We start from the raw sequence: 18,032 nt of genomic DNA on the forward strand, positions 1-18,032 counted from the left end.
TTTGTTGCTAATTTTAGATTTTATTTGTTTTAAAGACATAATGCTAAAAGTACCGATAAAATCAATCTTATTTTATTTTTTTATAAAAATCATTTTTATAGGATTCTATTTATTTTGATAATTTTTATTAAACGTTAAGTGTTTATTTTAAATATTTTTTTTAAAATCCTATTCTTGTCATTATACGAAGATGTTTGTTTTTGGCTTGATGTGGTATCTATATAAAAACGAAAATCCGATATACTGTTATCTGCACTAATGGTTTAAATAAATGTGGTAAAAAATTTAAAATCAAATTGTTAGGTTTTATTTCCAACGCAATGTTTCGATGATCGTTTGCATATCGTTTTTAATATAGTTTGCGGCAGGCATGATAGAGTCAAAATGGGGTTTTGCATAAAAATAAACAGCACAATCTACAAAGTGTTTGGTACTGTCTGTTACATAAAATTGGGCATTGGTGGCCGCATTTCCATTGACCTGATAAAACATACCGTACACTTTTTTGGTTGGATTCAAATAGGGTTGTTCTAATATATCGTCGGCCTTTATTACGTGTTCGTAAGTCAATTTTTGAGCATCTTTTAATAACAATTTGATGTTTTGATTAACGGGTTTGTAGCTCAAATATAAGGTTGCTTTCATTTTGGGATAGGTTATTTCCAAATTGCAGTTTGACTTTTCTTTGATAATCGCCTCGCTATTCATATCAAATGTAAAGGGACAATGGTTTTCAAAATGTACATATTGGGCTTTTGGATAATCCAATCTTAAATATCCCGTAGGCTTTGGGAGTTTTTCCTTTTGACAAGCTGTAAATAAAGAGGGCATCAAGAAAAATATTAGGATTATAAGGATGCTATTTTTCATTTATTTCAAAGTATTTTCAATTGTTATTTTAATTTCTTTGATTCTTTTATTATCAAGTACCAATATGGTAAATATATAGTTATGAAAGCTAATTTTTTGGTCTTTTTTGGGAAAATTACCCAAAATTTCAAGTATAAATCCAGCTAATGTTTCTGCTTCGCCTTTGTGTGTTTCAAAAGGGGTTTCGTCGCAATCGATGATTCTATAAAAATCTTTAAGGTTGATTTTTCCTTCAAACACAAAATTATGAGCATCAATTTTGGTATAATTTATTGGATCGTCATCAAACTCATCGCTAATATCGCCAACAATTTCTTCGATAACATCTTCTAATGAAACCAAACCCGAGGTGCCGCCATACTCATCTACAACTATGGCCAAATGGTTTTTCATGGTTTGAAAATCTTTGAGCAAATTATCGAGTTTTTTGTTTTCTGGAACAAAAAAAGGCTCTCTAAGTAAAGACTTCCAATCAAAATGTTGTTGGTCTATATAAGGCAATACGTCTTTTACAAACAATACTCCTTTAATATTATCTATATTATCTTGATATACCGGAATTCTTGAATAACCTTTTGCAATAATTTGTTCGCATATTTCGGCAAAACTACTAGATATTTCAAGTCCAAAAATATCTATTCTAGGACTCATCACTTGCTTGGTATCGGTATTGCCAAAACTAACAATTCCTTCGAGAATTTTTTGTTCCTTTGGCGATGTTTCAGCCGTAGATGTAAGCTCCAAGGCTTGAGACAGTTGATCTACAGAAAAATTGGTTTTTTGTTTACCCAATTGATCTGTCAAAAAAACCGTTGTGGCTCTCATGGGCAAGCTAATTGGTGTTAAAACTTGGTCCAAAATGGAGAGTGGTGTGGCTATAAAAAAAGAGAATTTGAGGTTGTTTCTGCTGGCATAAATTTTGGGCAATACCTCTGCAAAAAGCAAAATCAGAAAGGTTACTACAACTACTTCTATCAAAAAACGCAACCAATATGGCGTAATGGTAACAAAAAGCACTTCGGCAATAAATGAAAAAAGCATCACCACCCCAATATTCATAAAATTATAGGTAACTAAAATGGTGGCCAATAACTTTTTGGGTTTTGATAAAAGTTTATGAATGGTTTGTGCTTTGAAAGGATCTAGTTCTTGAGCTTTTTCCAAATCTTTTGGCGACAACGAAAACAATGCTATTTCTGCAGCAGAAACTAGAGCTGAACAAAAAAGCAAAACAACAATGCCTAGCAATCCAATGATTAAATTGACATCAAAATAGGGCGTTGTAATAAAACTGGGTTCTGGGTCCAACTGGATAAAATTTAGTTCAACAATTAAAACGGCAAATCGTTTTCTGGTTTTGGTACGTTAGCGTTGTCAAAAGTAGTGTTTTTTTTGGATTCTGCCCTTGCTTCACTTTCTTTTTTTGATGTTAAAAATGTAAATTCACGTACTTGTATTTCTGATGTATATTTGACAGTTCCGTCTTCGGTTTGCCATTGGCGGGTTTTGATTCGGCCTTCTACATAAATTTTATCTCCTTTTGAAAGGTATTTTTCGCAAATTTCTGCATCTTTATTTCGTACTACTAAATTATGCCATTCGGTTACCGTTGTGCGTTCGTTGGTTAATTTATTGGTAAATGTTTCATTTGTTGCCAACGGGAATCTGCCTATGCAATTGCCATTTTCGAAATAATGTAATTTGACATCCTCGCCCAAATGACCAATTAGCATAACTTTGTTTAATGTACCACTCATTTTTTTTTGTATTAATTGGTTCAAAGTTAATGATTTTTAAATATAAAACAAAAAAAACCATCAAATTTACTTGGATGGTTTTAGTCATAGAATTTTATAATTTTAATGGATAATTAAGTCATTAATTCCTATTATGAATAAGGTAACAACTTGTTTATTCGTATAGAATATCATCTATGTGTTTTTAATACAAGAGCCATTTTATAACAATGGAAGATTATATTAGTGTAACAAGTTTAAAACAATTGAAGGAAAAAGACCTAACAACAAATTTAATACTATTGATACTAGGGCTACTGTATATAAAACAATTGGAGTTCCTGTTCGGGTTTCGTTTGCCTCTTTGGTGTACATTACAAAAATTAGTTTAAAATAATAACCAACACTTATAATCGAGTTGATAACAGCTGCTATAACTACAATCAAATATCCAGATTGTATGGTTTGATTAAACAAGGCCAATTTAGCAAAAAAACCAGCAAATATGGGTATTCCAGCCATAGACAACAACGCACTTGTTAGCACTAATGCCAACAATGGATTGGTAGATCCTAGTCCTTGAAAATTGACAAGATCTTCATTATTTCTATTTTTACACACATATAGTAAAACACTAAATGCGGCTATTCCGGCCAGTGCATAAGCTGTCGTATAATATAATAAGCTAGGTGCAGCGTTTTGTAAATTTAAGAAGGCCATTAACATAAATCCCGCATGTGAAATTCCCGAAAAGGCCAACATTCTTTTTACATTGGCTTGTTTAAGAGCCATAATGTTGCCTACTGTCATGGATGCAACAGATACCACCGAAATGACTATTTTGAAACCATCTGTCAAATCGGCGTGCAAAACAGTAAGTAGTTTATATAAAGTAGCTACAGCAACTACTTTGGCTAGCGTACTCATAGTGGCAGTTGTCAAAGATGGTGCTCCTTCGTACACATCTGGAGCCCAAAAATGGAAAGGAACCGCAGCAATTTTAAATAACATTCCAATAGTAATCATCGAAATACCTATTGGAAACCAAACAGGAAGTCCTGTTCCTTGTGCCAATTCGCTAATTTCTACTACATCAAAACTTCCAATGGCACCATAAATCAAACATATTCCAAATAGGATAATACCCGAGGCAAAGGATCCCATCAAAAAATACTTCATTCCTGCTTCGTTACTTTTGATTTGATTGCGATTGCTAGCTGCCAAAACATAAAGCGAGATGGACAAAACTTCTATACCTAGAAAAAACATGGCCAAATTACCAAATGACACCATGGCAATGGCTCCTGAAAGCAAAAATATTTTTATAGCAATATAATCAGAAAGTTTGGATTGGTGATTTTCATAAAATGGCTGGCTTAATGCTACTAAAAAAATAGTGATAAGAACAAACAATGTAGAAAAGCCGGTTGAAAACCCATCTACCATGATCATATTATGATATTTTGGATTATTGTACTGATTAAAATCTGCAGCAATGCTCCATAAATCTATTGCATTGAATCCTAATATACCCAAAAGGCCTATTATTGTAATAGGAATTATAATTTTTCTAAAATCTAAAATCTCTAATAAAAGGCATAAAACACCTAACCCTATCGTAGCAATTAATGTTATCATTTGTTGTTATTGGTATGTTTTGAAAGGCAAAAAGCCATAATTGATGATATATTTTTAAATAATAATTTTGTTGCAAATATATATAAAAAACTACTAATACAAATTCTTATTTTGATACTAAAAAATTATTCTTTCAAAAAAAAAAGGACTTTCCCTTTTATGAAGGCCCGTTGATAGTGCAATACCAATTAAAACAAGCCTATTTGGTATAAGTTACGGACAGTTAAAAAATAATAAGGCCCCAAACATTCTGAAAATATAAAGTTGTGGATGTAGTTATAAAATGATAACTTTACAAAAAAAAGCATTTTTTTATATTAGACCTTATTGCTGCTGTTATTCATGATAAATTATGTAAATTTGCACCTTATTTTATGGAAACTAAACTTCATTTTGGAAATTATTTAAAAAAAGACTTTATCATAAAATTACATTGTCAAATGAAAAAAATACTATTTTCGGTTATACCCTTTTTATTAATTGCTTGCCAGTATTTAGATAAAAAAGCACCAACAGAACAAGAATTGTTAGACAAAAGGATGAAAGAAATTGATTGGAAAAAAGTTGATAAATTACCTTCTATTGTTGCCTGTGAAACTGTTACTGAAAGCAATCAACAGAAAGCATGTTTTTTTGAGTTTTTAACACAAAATATTCAGGATAAAATTGGGACAGATTCCTTGAGCGTTATATATGCAACTGCGGATACATTAAAAATAAAAGTAACTGTTTTTGCAACTTCCAAGCTCAAATTTGAAAGTCAGTTTTCAAAAGACACGACCCAAGTGATGCGACAAAAAACAGATAGTGTTTTGGCAATCAAATTAACTGATTTTCCAAAGATTAGCCCTGCAATAAAACGGGGAATCCCAGTAAACACACAATTTGTTTTGCCTATTGTATTGCCACAAACCACAGATAAAAATTTGAAGTAGCATCATTTTAAGAAAATTTTCAATTTGACATAAAGTATTTTTAGCTTTAAAATTTGTTTAAAAAAATAATTTGCAACCCTAAAAAGTAAAAAGCCTCATGAAAATAGGACTTTATTTTGGTTCCTTCAACCCCATCCATATCGGACACTTGATTATTGCTAATCATTTGGCAGAACACAGCGATTTAGAACAAATATGGCTGGTAGTAACACCACATAACCCACTAAAAAAAAAGCAAACGTTATTGGACAATTACAGCCGCCTTGAAATGGTGCGAATTGCAACAATAAACTATCCAAAATTACGCCCTTCAGACATAGAATTTAAACTTTCGCAACCCAATTATACAGTCAATACATTGGCTCATTTGGCCGACAAATACCCACAGCATGAATTTGCTTTGATTATGGGCGAAGACAATTTAGACAGTTTACACAAGTGGAAAAATTATGAATTTATAGTAAAAAACTACACCATTTATGTGTATCCAAGAGTTGGGTCGGCAATAGAAAATAGTACAATACCATTGACGAATGTCGTAAAAATAGCGGCTCCAAAAGTAGAAATTTCATCAACATGGATCAGAAACAACATTCAAAAAGGTCTTAATGTACAGCCCCTTTTATCAGAAAAAGTTTGGAAATATATAGATCATAATAATTTTTATAAAAAATAAGAAAAACCTTTGAATGTTATTCCTTCAAATACTTTTAACGTCTTAATCAAACATAGACTAGCAAAATCTTAAAAAAAAGGTAATTTACTTAAAAATATGTTAAATGTTATTTAGTTCTTAACATTAACTTAACATACGTTAGTTTAAAATATTGGATTTTTGCAAAAAATTTTTAAACCAAAACAAACATGAAAAATTTTAAAAACAGTTTATTTTCAGGTTTCTTTTTATTGATGGCAACCATGATGTTTGCACAAGGAAAAGTAAAAGGAAAAATTGTCGATTCACAAAATGGGGCATTACCAAGTGTAAATGTTGTAGTTAAAGGAACTTCGACAGGAACTTCGACAGATTTTGATGGTAAATTTACCTTAAATGTACCAGCTTCAGGGCAAATAACCATTTCGTTTATTGGCTTTCAAAGCAAAGCCGTAAGTTTTACCGTTCAAAAAGGGGAGACTAAAGATTTGGGTACAATTCAACTAGCAGCAGATTCCAATGAATTGAGCGAAGTGGTTGTAAAAAGTACTATTATCGACGTGGCAAAAGACAGAAAAACACCCGTGGCTGTTTCTACTATAAAAGCCGCAGAAATTCAACAAAAATTAGGTAATCAAGAGTTTCCAGAGATATTAAAAAATACACCGTCTGTATATACTTCAAAAGGTGCAGGAGGTTTTGGTGATTCTCGTATGACTATTCGAGGCTTTGCTCAAGAAAATATTGCCGTAATGATAAATGGAGTTCCAGTAAATGACATGGAAAATGGGGCTGTATATTGGAGTAACTGGGCAGGTTTATCAGACGTTACAACCGCTATGCAAGTACAAAGAGGTTTAGGTTCTTCTAAACTTGCCATTGCATCTGTTGGTGGTACTGTAAACGTATTGACAAGAACATCAGACAAAAAAGAAGGCGGAAGTATTTCTTCTACAGTTGGTAATAATAACTATTTAAAATGGGTAGCTAGTTACAATACAGGAAAACTTAAAAATGGTTTTTCATCATCTATATTAATGAGTAGAACTATTCAAGATGGATATGTTCAAGGGACAGAGGCTGAAGGATACAACTATTTTATTGGTTTAGGATATGAAATTAACCCAAAACACAATTTAATGTTTACTTTTACAGGTGCTCCTCAATGGCATAGTCAAAAATCTACTCGTCTAACCATTGCCGATTATTTAGCAGCAGGTGCCAATGGCGAACCAAATGTTAAGTATAACAGAGATGCAGGATATTTACAAGGTAAAAGATTCAACATCATGCGTAATTTTTATAGCAAACCTGTAATGTCTTTGAACTATGAGTGGAAAGTATCAGATAACACAAAAGTTTCAGCAGTTGGGTATGCTTCATGGGGACGTGGAGGAGGATCTGGAGCTTATGGTAGAATAAACGGTTTGGCTTTTAATGACACCAAGTTATTGACAAGTAATTTAAACACCGATTACGACAGAATTTACAACTATAACTCTGGAAATACAATTACATCAAATACAGGAGTAAACTATACAAGAACTCAAGTTGCTGGACAAGGTTTTGTAAATACCGCTGCAACAAGCACAAATACTACAAATGGTATTTCGATGATTTCTGGAATCAATTCTCATGACTGGTATGGTGGTTTAGCCAATTTGAACACCAAATTAAACGACAATTTCACATTGGATTTTGGTATTGATGTTAGAAGTTACAAAGGAATTCATACAAGAAATTTGAACTATTTATTTGGTGCTACTTCTTTCTTGGATACTGCTGATAAAAACAACCCAACAGTATATGTAAGCCAAACTTCAACTGCTACTCCATCTTGGAATCCTTTTTACAATGTTTTGAATGACAAAGCCGTTGTTAGAGATTATGATGGTTTAGTAAATTGGTATGGTGGTTTTACACAATTAGAATACGCATCAGGCGATTTAACTGCATTTATTCAAGCTGCCGTTTCTCAACAAGGTTTCAAAAGAGTTGATCGTTTTAGTTATTTAGCTTCAAATCCATTATCTAGTACTAGCTACAAAAACCTAACAGGAGGTAACTTTAAAGCAGGTTTAAATTACAATTTAGACAAACACAATAACGTTTTTGGTAATGCAGGCTATTATCTAAAACAACCTTTCTTCAATTCTGTTTATCCAAACAACCTTTCTGTATTGAATGAAAATGTAACTAACGAAAAAATTCTTGGTTTTGAGTTAGGATATGGATACCGTTCTGATAAATTTAATGCAAATGTAAACTTGTACAGAACGTCTTGGAAAGATCGTTATGTAACTACAACTGCCAATATTGATCATGATGGATTGTCATCAACGCCTGCAATTGCGGGTACTGCTTTCTTAACAGGTGTTGAACAAATCCATACTGGAGCAGAGGTTGATTTTTCATACAAACCATTTACACAATTGTCTATCAATGGTTCTGTTTCTATTGGTAACTGGAAATATGGTTCCAATGTAACTGCATCTTATCAAGATATCAACAATAACGTGATTACAAATACTGCAGGAAATCCAGTTTCTGAAACTTTATACATCAATGGTTTAAAAGTAGGTAATACTGCCCAAACCACTGCAAGTATTGGTGCTAGCTACGAAGTAGTAAAAAGAGTATCTTTTGATGCAAATTATAACTTTGTGGACAACTTATATTCTAATATTGATCCATCTGCCTTCAAAACACAAGCAGCTGCGGATAAAGGTGCTTTAAAATTGCCTTCTTACGGCCTTCTTGACGCTGGTTTTTCTTATAAAATGTTGGTTGGTAAAGACAAAGCCAATAGCGTAGGTTTTAGATTTAATGTAAACAATGTTTTGGATACCATTTTCATTGCTGAATCTAGTACTAATATTTTTGCTAACGACTACGTTTCTGGAACTTCTGGACCAACTTATGCCTCTTCTGGTAAAACTTATGATGGCGTTGCAACAGGTAACCAAGTAAATTTTGGATTTGGTCGCACTTGGAACTTTGGAATTACATATAATTTCTAGTATCAAAATATTAATTTCACAAAAAAACGGCATTCTTTAATAAAGAGTGCCGTTTTTTTATGGATTTTTATTATATTTGAAATCTAAAAATAAATTAAAAACAAATTATCATGCAACACTTACATTCTGGCTGGGCCTATTTGGTATTGTTATTCCTTGTAATAGCCATTATAAATGCTGTTTTAGGGCTTCAATCATCAAAAGAATTTACACCAAAAGATCGAAAAATATCATTATTGGGTCTTATATTTACACACACACAACTGCTCATTGGCTTGATTACGTATTTTATTTCGCCACTTGGCGCTGCCGCCTTTGGACAAATGCAAGACAGTAGCCTTCGATTAACTTCATTAGAACATCCATTGATTAATATTATTGGAATTGTATTGATAACCATTGGATGGGTCAAACACAAAAAAGCTACAGACAACAAATCTAAATTCAAATCCATTGCTTTGTTTTATGGATTAGGACTTTTGCTTATTTTAAGTAGAATCCCATGGAATTTGTGGTTCTAAAAAAACTTCTTTTCAACGCTTGAATTTGATTGTCATCTTCAAAAAAAATTATTAATAAAACACCCAACTTTAATAATTTTTTAACTTATAGACTAACTCAAATGAAATCGCCAACAACTATATTTTTTGCAAATAGCAACAACAAACGGCGATAACATATATGACCGCTAACTCATAAAAATCACATATATGAAACAAATTTTCAGCTTTTTGCTTTGTTTGTTACTTGTAAATACAATAGAAGCTCAAAAAAAACAACCAAAAAAAACCAAAACCCAAAAAACAACAACAGTTGTTCAAAAGAATGCTTCGGCCAAAACAGTGGCTATACAAGACACTGTAAAAGCCGAAGCCCTTTCAAAAGTTACAAAAACATGGCTACCCGATACCTTGTTGGCACCAAAGGAGGCTTATAAAATCGTAAAAAACGAAGCCCATGCCTCCTATTATGCAGATAAATTTACTGGTCGAAAAACAGCTAGTGGCAAAATTTTTAACAACAATGGTTATACAGCCGCCCATAGAAAATATCCATTTGGAACAAAATTAAAAGTTACAAACAACAAAACTGGTAAGTCTGTTATTGTTACCGTTACAGACCGAGGTCCATTTGTAAAAGGTCGAGACATAGACCTTACAAAAAGAGCTTTTATGGAAATTGCACCCAAAAGTTATGGCGGTTCTATCAAAGTAAGCATTGCCGAATTGGCAAAACCATAATCAAATAAATTGTTCAACCACAAGATAGGAACAATTTGAAATCATCAAAACAACTTTTTTGAATCGCAAATGAATTTAAAAAAGTTGTTTTTTTAATAGTCTTTTTTTATGATTCATCAATAAATAAGAAAACTGTTTTTTTGCAATAAGTAAATTTCAAAATAGCCGCCTTTAATGCCATTAATTATTTTTCCCACATTACAAATGGGTTTTGGCTCAAATAAGCATTATAATAGCGTTCATCGCCTGTAACTTCGGTTCCCAACCATAATGGTTTTTCAAACACTTCATTTTCTGTGGTCAGTTCTATTTCGGCAATAATTAAACCTTGATTGTCTCCAAAAAATTCATCTACTTCAAATACATGTTGGCCTATTGAAACCTCATAACGCTTTTTTTGAATAACTCCTTTTTCACACAATAAAAGTAAGTCTTGTGCTTCATGAACGGGAATTTCTTTTTCCCATTCAAATCGTGTGGTTCCAGCGGCATTGCTTTTGCCTTTTATAGTCAAAAAAGCTTTAGCTCCTTTAATCCGCACCCTTACGGTTCTATCTGGATGGTCATTCAAATAGCCTTGAGCAATTTCGTTGGATGTACTTGCAGCAGTTTTAAAGTCGTTTGATGTAACTTTAAATTTTCTTTCAATCTCTAACATACTTTTTTTGGTTCAAAAGTAGAATTTTTAAAGCATCTGTTAGTCATTTCAAAATAAAAAAAATAACTTTGTAAAAAATAAATTGATTTAAAATGAAATTTAATACCAAAACCATACATGGTGGGCAACATCACGATCCAAGTACAGGAGCTGTAATGCCTCCTATTTATCAAACCTCTACATTTGTACAATCGAGTCCAGGAAATCCAATTGGAGCCTATGAATACAGCAGAGCAGGAAACCCAACACGAACGGCATTAGAAAACGCATTGGCAAGTATTGAAAACGGTACACGTGGCCTAGCATTTTCGTCTGGATTAGCCGCTACTGATTGTTTATTACGCTCACTAAAAGCGGGCGACGAAGTGATTGCAATGGACGATTTGTATGGTGGAACTTTTAGAATGTTTACACGAATTTATAAAGATTCAGGTATCAAATTCCATTTTATAGACATGAATCGGTTGGAAGATTTTAAGGCATTAATCAATTCAAATACCAAAATGGTGTGGGTAGAAACGCCAACAAACCCATTGATGAAACTGGCAGACATTGAAGCCATTGCAACGATTACAAAACAACACCAAATCCTATTTGCGGTGGACAATACTTTTGCGACACCTTATTTGCAAAAACCCCTAGACCTAGGTGCCGATGTGGTAATGCACTCGGCCACAAAATATTTGAGTGGCCATAGCGATGTGGTAGCTGGTGCCTTAATTGTAAAAGACGAAGCTTTAGGCAATCAATTACATTTTCAACAGTTTGCTACTGGAGCTACATTGGGTCCTATGGATAGTTTCCTAGTACTTAGAGGCATCAAAACCCTTCATATCCGAATGCAAAGGCATTGTGAGAACGGAACAAAAGTGGCAACTTTTTTAAACCAACACCCAAAAGTCAAAACGGTATATTATCCAGGATTAGAAAACCACCCTTATCATGACATTGCCAAAAAACAAATGGCTGATTTTGGTGGTATGGTTACTTTTACTTTTGCTTCTGGCGAAAAAACAGAGGCTATTAAATTTTTAGAAAAATTGAAAGTATTTACATTGGCCGAATCTTTGGGTGGCGTAGAATCTTTAGCCAATCATCCTGCTTTGATGACACACGCCTCTATTCCTGAAGATAAAAGGAAAATAGTTGGCATTTCAGACGATATGGTACGGTTGAGCGTTGGTATCGAAGATATTGAAGATTTATTGGCAGATATAGCACAAGCATTGGACTAAAACTCGGACTAATCAAAAAAAAAAAAACGTTACTTAATCAATTTTAATGTAACGTTTTTTATTTTCTATTCATGCCAATTTATAGATTACACACCCAAATTGGATGATAATTTCATTTCAACATGTTCGATATCATCTTCCAAATACACGTCGCTTGTGGCAACAAAACCATGTTGTTCATAAAATTTTTTAAGATACAACTGTGCCGATATGGTAATATTTGTAGTGCCAAAAAGGTTTTTGATTTGTTTTTTTGATTCGACAATTAAGGCATGGCCCATTTTCATTGCTCGGTATTGAGCATTTACAGTTACCCTTCCGATGGAGGCATATTCAAAATATTGGCCTGCATCAAACAATCTGGAATAAGCAACAACCTGATGGTTTATTTTGCCCATCAAATGCCACGATTTATAATCTTTGAAATCCAAATCTTGATATACACAATTTTGTTCAACAACAAAAATTTCGCTTCTCAATTGCAATATTTCATAGAGTTCAAAAACCGTTAATGCCTCAAAAGGCTTTACTTCCCACTGTACTGTTTCCATTTATTTTTTAAATTGTATTGTTTTTATTATTGCTTCTAGCTCTAGCATCAAATCACGTTTTGGTTTTGATGGTGCATAGCAAAACCCTTCTAAAACCATAATTCTTTTATTTTTATGATCTAAAATAAAGTAATTCAAAAAAGGCCCCGACATAAAATCATTTTTCATAATCCAAGTCCCACGTGTTTCATAAGCCCGTTTATGTGCCATTTGTATCCAAGTTGAATACGGCGAATAGGAATCTTCGGTTTTCATTTCGGTACCCATTTCATTACCATGAATATACAAACTCCCAATAGAATCACGGATTCGAATAACCTCGTTTTGGGTAAAATTTTTAAAAGGCAATTCATATATGACAATACTAATACTACCCCCCAAGATTTCGTTTTTAAACCACATGAACTTGGCTTTTCTGCGTACGATGCTAAAATTTTTGGGAATTTCTAGCGTAATATGAAATTTATCGGCTATTTTTTTGGTTCGTAAAACATTGTTTTTATTTCTCTTTTGCAATTCATTTATTTCAGTTTTTTTTAATTTACCAATAATAATATTGCTATTTTTTTCAATAGTGTCAATAATTTCTTTTACAGAATTGCCCGATATATGAAACACATTTTGGGGTTGTGCATATTCATTAATTTGATGACTGAACTTGCTTTTGGATTCTTTTTTAATAACCATAATATTTCTGCTATTGGTCATATAACCTTCCAAAAGTTTTAAAGGGTATTGGTTGATTGTAAAAAGAGGTTCTTCTTGAGGCAATCCTAAAACTGGTGATGCAAATTTATTTCGTAAAGTATCGCCTATTTCGCCATCCCACAATTGATCGTCTATGATAATCGATACATTATTTATTTTGTCCGAAGTTACTTGTTGGGTTTCTTCTTTTTTAAAATGGCACGACATCCAAAAAAAAGAACCAAAAAAAACGGTTAAAAGACCGCTCTTTTTGGTAATTAGTTGGATATTATGTATCAATTGATTAACCACTGATTTTTAATTTCATTCCTGGTTTGATATCGCCATCTCTAATGCCGTTCCATTTTTTTAAATCAGAAACGGTAACACCAGGGTATTTTTGGGATATGCTAAAAAGCGAATCCCCTTTTTTTACTTGGTACATTTTTTCACCATTTTTAGTACTGGCAACCATCTTATTGTTTTGCAACTGCTTCTTTTCCTTTGGACTTACCTCGGGTTTTGAAACGATAAGCGTAGTACCTAACTGAATATTGTTGTCTGTCAAATTATTCCAAGCTCTTAAATCTGCTAATGAAATATTATATTTTTTGATAATTTTCCATACGTTATCTCCTTTTTCAACTACATATTCTTGTACCTCTTTGGCTTGCCATTCTGCTTCTGCATGTTCTGGTTTGCTCACTACCAATTTAGTTCCGGCTTCTACGGAATTATCTTCAAAATTATTCCATTTTTTCAAATTGGCAACCGTCGTTTTATGATTTTTTGCAATTGTAGCCAGTGTTTCCCCTTCTTTTACTAAATACTCGTTAGTAGCTTTTGTTGTATCTGCTTTTTGAACTTTTTTAGTTTTTACTTCTTTTGGCTCTACAGTGGCAAGTTGTTGTTCTGGTTTAAATTCTACTTCTTTTTTTACTTTTTTCTTTACAACAGTAACTACTTTTTCATTTGAAATGATTTTTAAAGTTTTGCCTTTGTTTACAGTCGAGCCTTTAATTTTATTCCATTTTTTTAATTCGGCAACAGACACATTAAATTTTTCTGCTATCTCGCTCAAATTATCACCACTCTTAACTTTGTAAGATTTAGCAACGTCTTTGTAAGCTACTACTTTTTCCTCTTTTATTTCATAAATAAATTTGGTGTTTTTACTTTCAGGTTTTACTTCTTTTTCAATTTTAGTTGCTGCTGCTGGTTTTTCGTCATTATTGGCAACTAACGTTTCATTATCTTCATGAGTTGTTACCGGTTTTTTCTCTTTTTTTCTAACAGTTGTTACAACTCTTTCTGTGGTATGAATTTTTAACGTTTTTCCTTTTTTAAGTTTGTCGCCTTTTAGTTTATTCCATTTTTTAATATCAGAAACAGCTACATCATATTGTCTAGCAATATCGCCCAGATCGTCTCCTTTTTTGACTTTATAAGATTTGGTAACGTTTTTAAATGATACTATCTTTTCTGTTATCAAATCCGACGATGCAGATACATGATCAGTACTTGTTTTTTCAACATGAGGTTTATTGGTATCTTGAGAGGCCAAGTCAGTAGCTTTATCCAATTTTGGTGTTTTTGCCTCTGCCAATTCTGTTGCTTGAACTTTCTCGGTAATTCTAATTTTTAAATTTCTACCCAATGGTGCTTTGTCGCTACGCAAATGATTCCATTTTTTTAATTCCGATTTTGAAATTCCATAAGCTTGTGCTATTTCGCTCAAACTATCCCCTTTGCCCACTTTATGAAACTTATAGCGGGTAACATATCTTTGACGATTGTTTCTTAAAGAATCATTTGCTATAGAAGGTCGGGTATTTGGGCGTTCTCTTAAATTATCTTCATAATCGGCATAGTAGTATATTTTATCTTCGTTTGATGCAAAAACAGCTACTTTATCCTGTGGTAGTCTTAAATAATTTTGTTTATCAGCTTCAAAAGGGATAACATCTAGCTTGTAAGATGGATTTAGAAACTGTAGTTCAGTTACTGGAATATCTAATAAATTAGAAATTTGTTTAAAACTCAACTGTCTTTTTACCATCAAGGTATCCGTAGAAAAATAAGTTACTGGGGCTTTTAATGGGGTAATACCATGTTCTTTATGATATTCAAAAATATACATAGTTGCCAAAAAAGCAGGCAAATAGCCAGCCGTTTCTTGTGGTAAATTTTTGCGTATGTTCCAATAATTTTTTTGCCCATTTGAACGTCTAATGGCTTTAGTTACATTACCTGGCCCACAGTTATATGAGGCCAAAACCAAATCCCAATCGCCAAAAATTTTGTACATCCCCGATAAGTACTTACAAGCCGCTTCGGTCGATTTTAATGGATCGCTACGTTCGTCTATATAAGAATTAACATTCAAATTATATTGTAAACCAGTACCATACATAAATTGCCAAAGTCCCCCTGCTCCTACTCTTGATTTGGCTCTTGGATTTAAAGCAGATTCTACTATGGCTAAATATTTAACTTCTAAAGGAATATCATATTTAGAAAGAGCATCTTCAAACATTGGAAAATAATACTCTGCAATTGCCATCAAACGGGCATACGATTTTTTTCTGTTTTTTAACAACGATTTGATGACGTTTTCCAAACCTGGATTATATTCGATATTAAAAGGCGATTTGGCATCTAATTTTTTCAAACGAGCTTTTAAAATATCTGTTGGCAAATCGTAGGCAACCGTTTCGTCCATATTCATATTGGATATATCCTCAAATTGTTCGGCCGAAAGGGCATCATTTGAAAGCTCCTTCATCCATTGGGCATCAATTTTTGAAATAGCATCGTGTTTTACAAAAGTTTTTTTCAAAGAATCCAAAACAGAAACTTTAGGGGCATTATTTACACGAACAACGCTATCTGTCTCATGTTGAGCAAATAACGTTGTTGATGCAAAAAATGCTATAGCGAGTGTATATACTTTTTTAGTCATAAACCTTAAATTTAGCAATCAATTATAATTCAAAGAATTGCAAAAATAAAAGGTTAATTCCAATAAATTGTATAAAATTTGTTAAAAATTATTTTTTATTCTAAAATAGCCGCAATTCCTGGTAAAATTCGACCTTCTAGCATTTCTAACATGGCCCCTCCACCCGTAGAAACATAGCTCATTTTGTGTTCAAATCCAAACTGTTTTACTGCCGAAACAGAATCGCCCCCACCAACTAATGAAAAAGCACCGTTTGCTGTAGCCTCGGCAATATAATGCCCTAGTTCGATAGTACCCGCAGCAAATTTATCCATTTCAAAAACGCCTAATGGGCCATTCCACAAAATAGTTTTGGAAGCTAAAATAACTTTTTTGAAATTTTCCAACGATTTTGGTCCTGCATCAAGGCCTTGCCATCCATCTGGAATTTCACGAACATCCACAATTTGTGTATCCGCATCTTTTGAAAAAGCATTTGCTGCCACTACATCTACAGGTATATGAATTTGAACTCCTTTTTCTTTGGCCAATCTTAATATTTCCAATGCCAGGTCTTGTTTGTCGTCTTCACAAATAGAATCGCCAACTCGGCCACCAAGGGCTTTTACAAAAGTATAAGTCATACCGCCACCAATAATCATGTGGTTTACTTTATCTAAAATATTTTCGATAACTGTTATTTTAGACGACACTTTACTACCGCCTAATACCGCCGTTACGGGTTTTTCAGAATCTTTTAAAACTTTATTCAAACTTTCAATTTCTTTTGCCAATAGCAATCCAAAACATTTAGCATTTGGAAAAAACTGCGCAATTATGGTGGTCGAAGCATGTGCTCGGTGTGCTGTTCCAAAAGCATCATTTACATAAATATCGCCCAAGCTTGCCAAGGCTTTTGAAAAAGCCACATCGCCTTTTTCTTCTTCGGCATGAAAACGTAAATTTTCAAGCAATAGCACACCACCGGGTTTCAAGTTTTGAGCAGCGGTTGCGGCAACTTCGCCAATACAATCTGAAGCAAATTGCACATCAACACCCAGTATTTCTGAAGTTTTTTTCAATATATGTTGCAAAGAGTATTTGGCTTCCACTCCTTTGGGTCTGCCAAGGTGCGACATCAAAATCACACTGCCGCCATCTTTCAATATCTTGTCAATAGTAGGTTTTGCGGCTTCTATTCTTGTAGCATCTGTTACATTAAATTCATCGTCTAATGGTACATTAAAATCAACTCTTATAATCGCTTTTTTGTTTTGAAAATCAAAATCCTGAATTGTTTTCATATTGTATTGGGTTTAAATATTTTAAAATTATTCACAAATATAGTATAAATATATTTTTCAAAACCATCATTTATCTAAAAAACAGATAATAATATTGCGAAATCGATGTAAATTTGTTTTAATTTTAGTTAATATCTTATTGGTTTGCTTTTAATTATAATGAACAAACTTTAAAAAACTAATAATGAATAGAAAAATTTATAAATACCCATATATTTAAATATAGTAAAAAAATTGACGCCTCCTTTTTTATACCAAATATTTTTATAAAATAGTCCAAAGATACGTAGTTATTTTTTAGAAAAAATTTTCAAAAAAAATCGTTGCATAGCCGGGCTACGGAACTATTTTTTTTGACTCATTTTAGCAAAAAAGAACAAGTAGATTGGACTATTTTATATGTATATTTGGTATAAGATTAAATGTCGTTAAATTAATGCTTATCTAAACGACATTGGATTATAAATATAATATTTAATTTAATAAATATTATTAAGATTTTTTTATAATTAGGTTACTCCCTCCCTCTCAAACCACCTTAATATCATATTTGTCCAACAA

15 protein-coding genes are annotated in these 18,032 nt (G+C 32.7%); 6 read left to right on the top strand and 9 right to left on the bottom strand.

Annotation, left to right across the window (positions count from 1 at the left end):
• Positions 1-306: 306 nt before the first annotated feature.
• The 4 genes from gldD to B0A58_RS05425 form a co-directional block, all read right to left on the bottom strand.
• Entirely contained in the window at positions 307-870 is a 564-nt protein-coding gene (gene gldD, locus B0A58_RS05410; RefSeq protein ID WP_089080184.1) for a gliding motility lipoprotein GldD, read from the bottom strand.
• Positions 871-2,178 carry a gliding motility-associated protein GldE gene (locus B0A58_RS05415; RefSeq protein WP_014082819.1) on the bottom strand — a complete coding sequence of 436 codons (1,308 nt, stop codon included), beginning with the start codon at positions 2,176-2,178 and terminating at the stop codon, positions 871-873.
• Between the two features lie 23 nt (positions 2,179-2,201).
• Positions 2,202-2,627, bottom strand: coding sequence for a single-stranded DNA-binding protein (locus B0A58_RS05420; RefSeq protein ID WP_014082818.1), 426 nt, complete (start codon positions 2,625-2,627; stop codon positions 2,202-2,204).
• A gap of 222 nt (positions 2,628-2,849) precedes the next feature.
• A complete protein-coding gene (locus B0A58_RS05425) occupies positions 2,850-4,244 on the bottom strand; it encodes an NADH-quinone oxidoreductase subunit N (protein WP_089080185.1) in 1,395 nt (464 codons plus the stop codon).
• Between the two features lie 440 nt (positions 4,245-4,684).
• On the opposite strand from B0A58_RS05425, the gene B0A58_RS05430 reads away from it, so the two are divergent.
• The 5 genes from B0A58_RS05430 to B0A58_RS05450 all read left to right on the top strand — a co-directional run bounded on the left by B0A58_RS05430 (position 4,685) and on the right by B0A58_RS05450 (position 10,095).
• On the top strand, positions 4,685-5,179 hold the full coding sequence (locus B0A58_RS05430; RefSeq protein ID WP_089080196.1) for a hypothetical protein: 495 nt from the start codon (positions 4,685-4,687) through the stop codon (positions 5,177-5,179).
• A gap of 97 nt (positions 5,180-5,276) precedes the next feature.
• A complete protein-coding gene (gene nadD, locus B0A58_RS05435) occupies positions 5,277-5,855 on the top strand; it encodes a nicotinate (nicotinamide) nucleotide adenylyltransferase (RefSeq protein ID WP_089080186.1) in 579 nt (192 codons plus the stop codon).
• A 188-nt stretch (positions 5,856-6,043) separates the two neighbouring features.
• On the top strand, positions 6,044-8,854 hold the full coding sequence (locus B0A58_RS05440; RefSeq protein WP_089080187.1) for a TonB-dependent receptor: 2,811 nt from the start codon (positions 6,044-6,046) through the stop codon (positions 8,852-8,854).
• 110 nt (positions 8,855-8,964) lie between these two features.
• Positions 8,965-9,375, top strand: a complete 411-nt coding sequence (locus B0A58_RS05445) for a hypothetical protein (RefSeq protein WP_089080188.1) — start codon at positions 8,965-8,967, stop codon at positions 9,373-9,375.
• A 189-nt stretch (positions 9,376-9,564) separates the two neighbouring features.
• Positions 9,565-10,095: a septal ring lytic transglycosylase RlpA family protein gene (locus B0A58_RS05450; protein ID WP_089080189.1), complete on the top strand. Its 531-nt coding sequence runs from the start codon at positions 9,565-9,567 to the stop codon at positions 10,093-10,095.
• A gap of 184 nt (positions 10,096-10,279) precedes the next feature.
• Here B0A58_RS05450 and B0A58_RS05455 read toward each other — a convergent pair whose 3' ends face one another.
• Positions 10,280-10,753: a CYTH domain-containing protein gene (locus B0A58_RS05455; protein WP_089080190.1), complete on the bottom strand. Its 474-nt coding sequence runs from the start codon at positions 10,751-10,753 to the stop codon at positions 10,280-10,282.
• A 92-nt stretch (positions 10,754-10,845) separates the two neighbouring features.
• Here B0A58_RS05455 and B0A58_RS05460 point away from each other — a divergent pair, with 92 nt between their 5' ends.
• Positions 10,846-11,988 carry a cystathionine gamma-synthase gene (locus B0A58_RS05460; RefSeq protein WP_089080191.1) on the top strand — a complete coding sequence of 381 codons (1,143 nt, stop codon included), beginning with the start codon at positions 10,846-10,848 and terminating at the stop codon, positions 11,986-11,988.
• An 86-nt stretch (positions 11,989-12,074) separates the two neighbouring features.
• Here B0A58_RS05460 and B0A58_RS05465 read toward each other — a convergent pair whose 3' ends face one another.
• The 4 genes from B0A58_RS05465 to B0A58_RS05480 form a co-directional block, all read right to left on the bottom strand.
• On the bottom strand, positions 12,075-12,539 hold the full coding sequence (locus tag B0A58_RS05465) for a GNAT family N-acetyltransferase (RefSeq protein ID WP_089080192.1): 465 nt from the start codon (positions 12,537-12,539) through the stop codon (positions 12,075-12,077).
• The gene (locus B0A58_RS05470) at positions 12,540-13,526 is read right to left on the bottom strand and encodes a DUF4837 family protein (RefSeq protein ID WP_243389448.1); all 987 of its coding nucleotides are present in this window, start codon (positions 13,524-13,526) and stop codon (positions 12,540-12,542) included.
• 4 nt (positions 13,527-13,530) lie between these two features.
• On the bottom strand, positions 13,531-16,188 hold the full coding sequence (locus B0A58_RS05475; protein WP_089080194.1) for a LysM peptidoglycan-binding domain-containing protein: 2,658 nt from the start codon (positions 16,186-16,188) through the stop codon (positions 13,531-13,533).
• Positions 16,189-16,283: 95 nt separating this feature from the next.
• Positions 16,284-17,471, bottom strand: a complete 1,188-nt coding sequence (locus B0A58_RS05480; RefSeq protein WP_014082806.1) for a phosphoglycerate kinase — start codon at positions 17,469-17,471, stop codon at positions 16,284-16,286.
• Positions 17,472-18,032: the final 561 nt, after the last annotated feature.

The organism is Flavobacterium branchiophilum NBRC 15030 = ATCC 35035 (assembly GCF_002217205.1).
Taxonomy (GTDB): Bacteria; Bacteroidota; Bacteroidia; order Flavobacteriales; family Flavobacteriaceae; genus Flavobacterium; species Flavobacterium branchiophilum.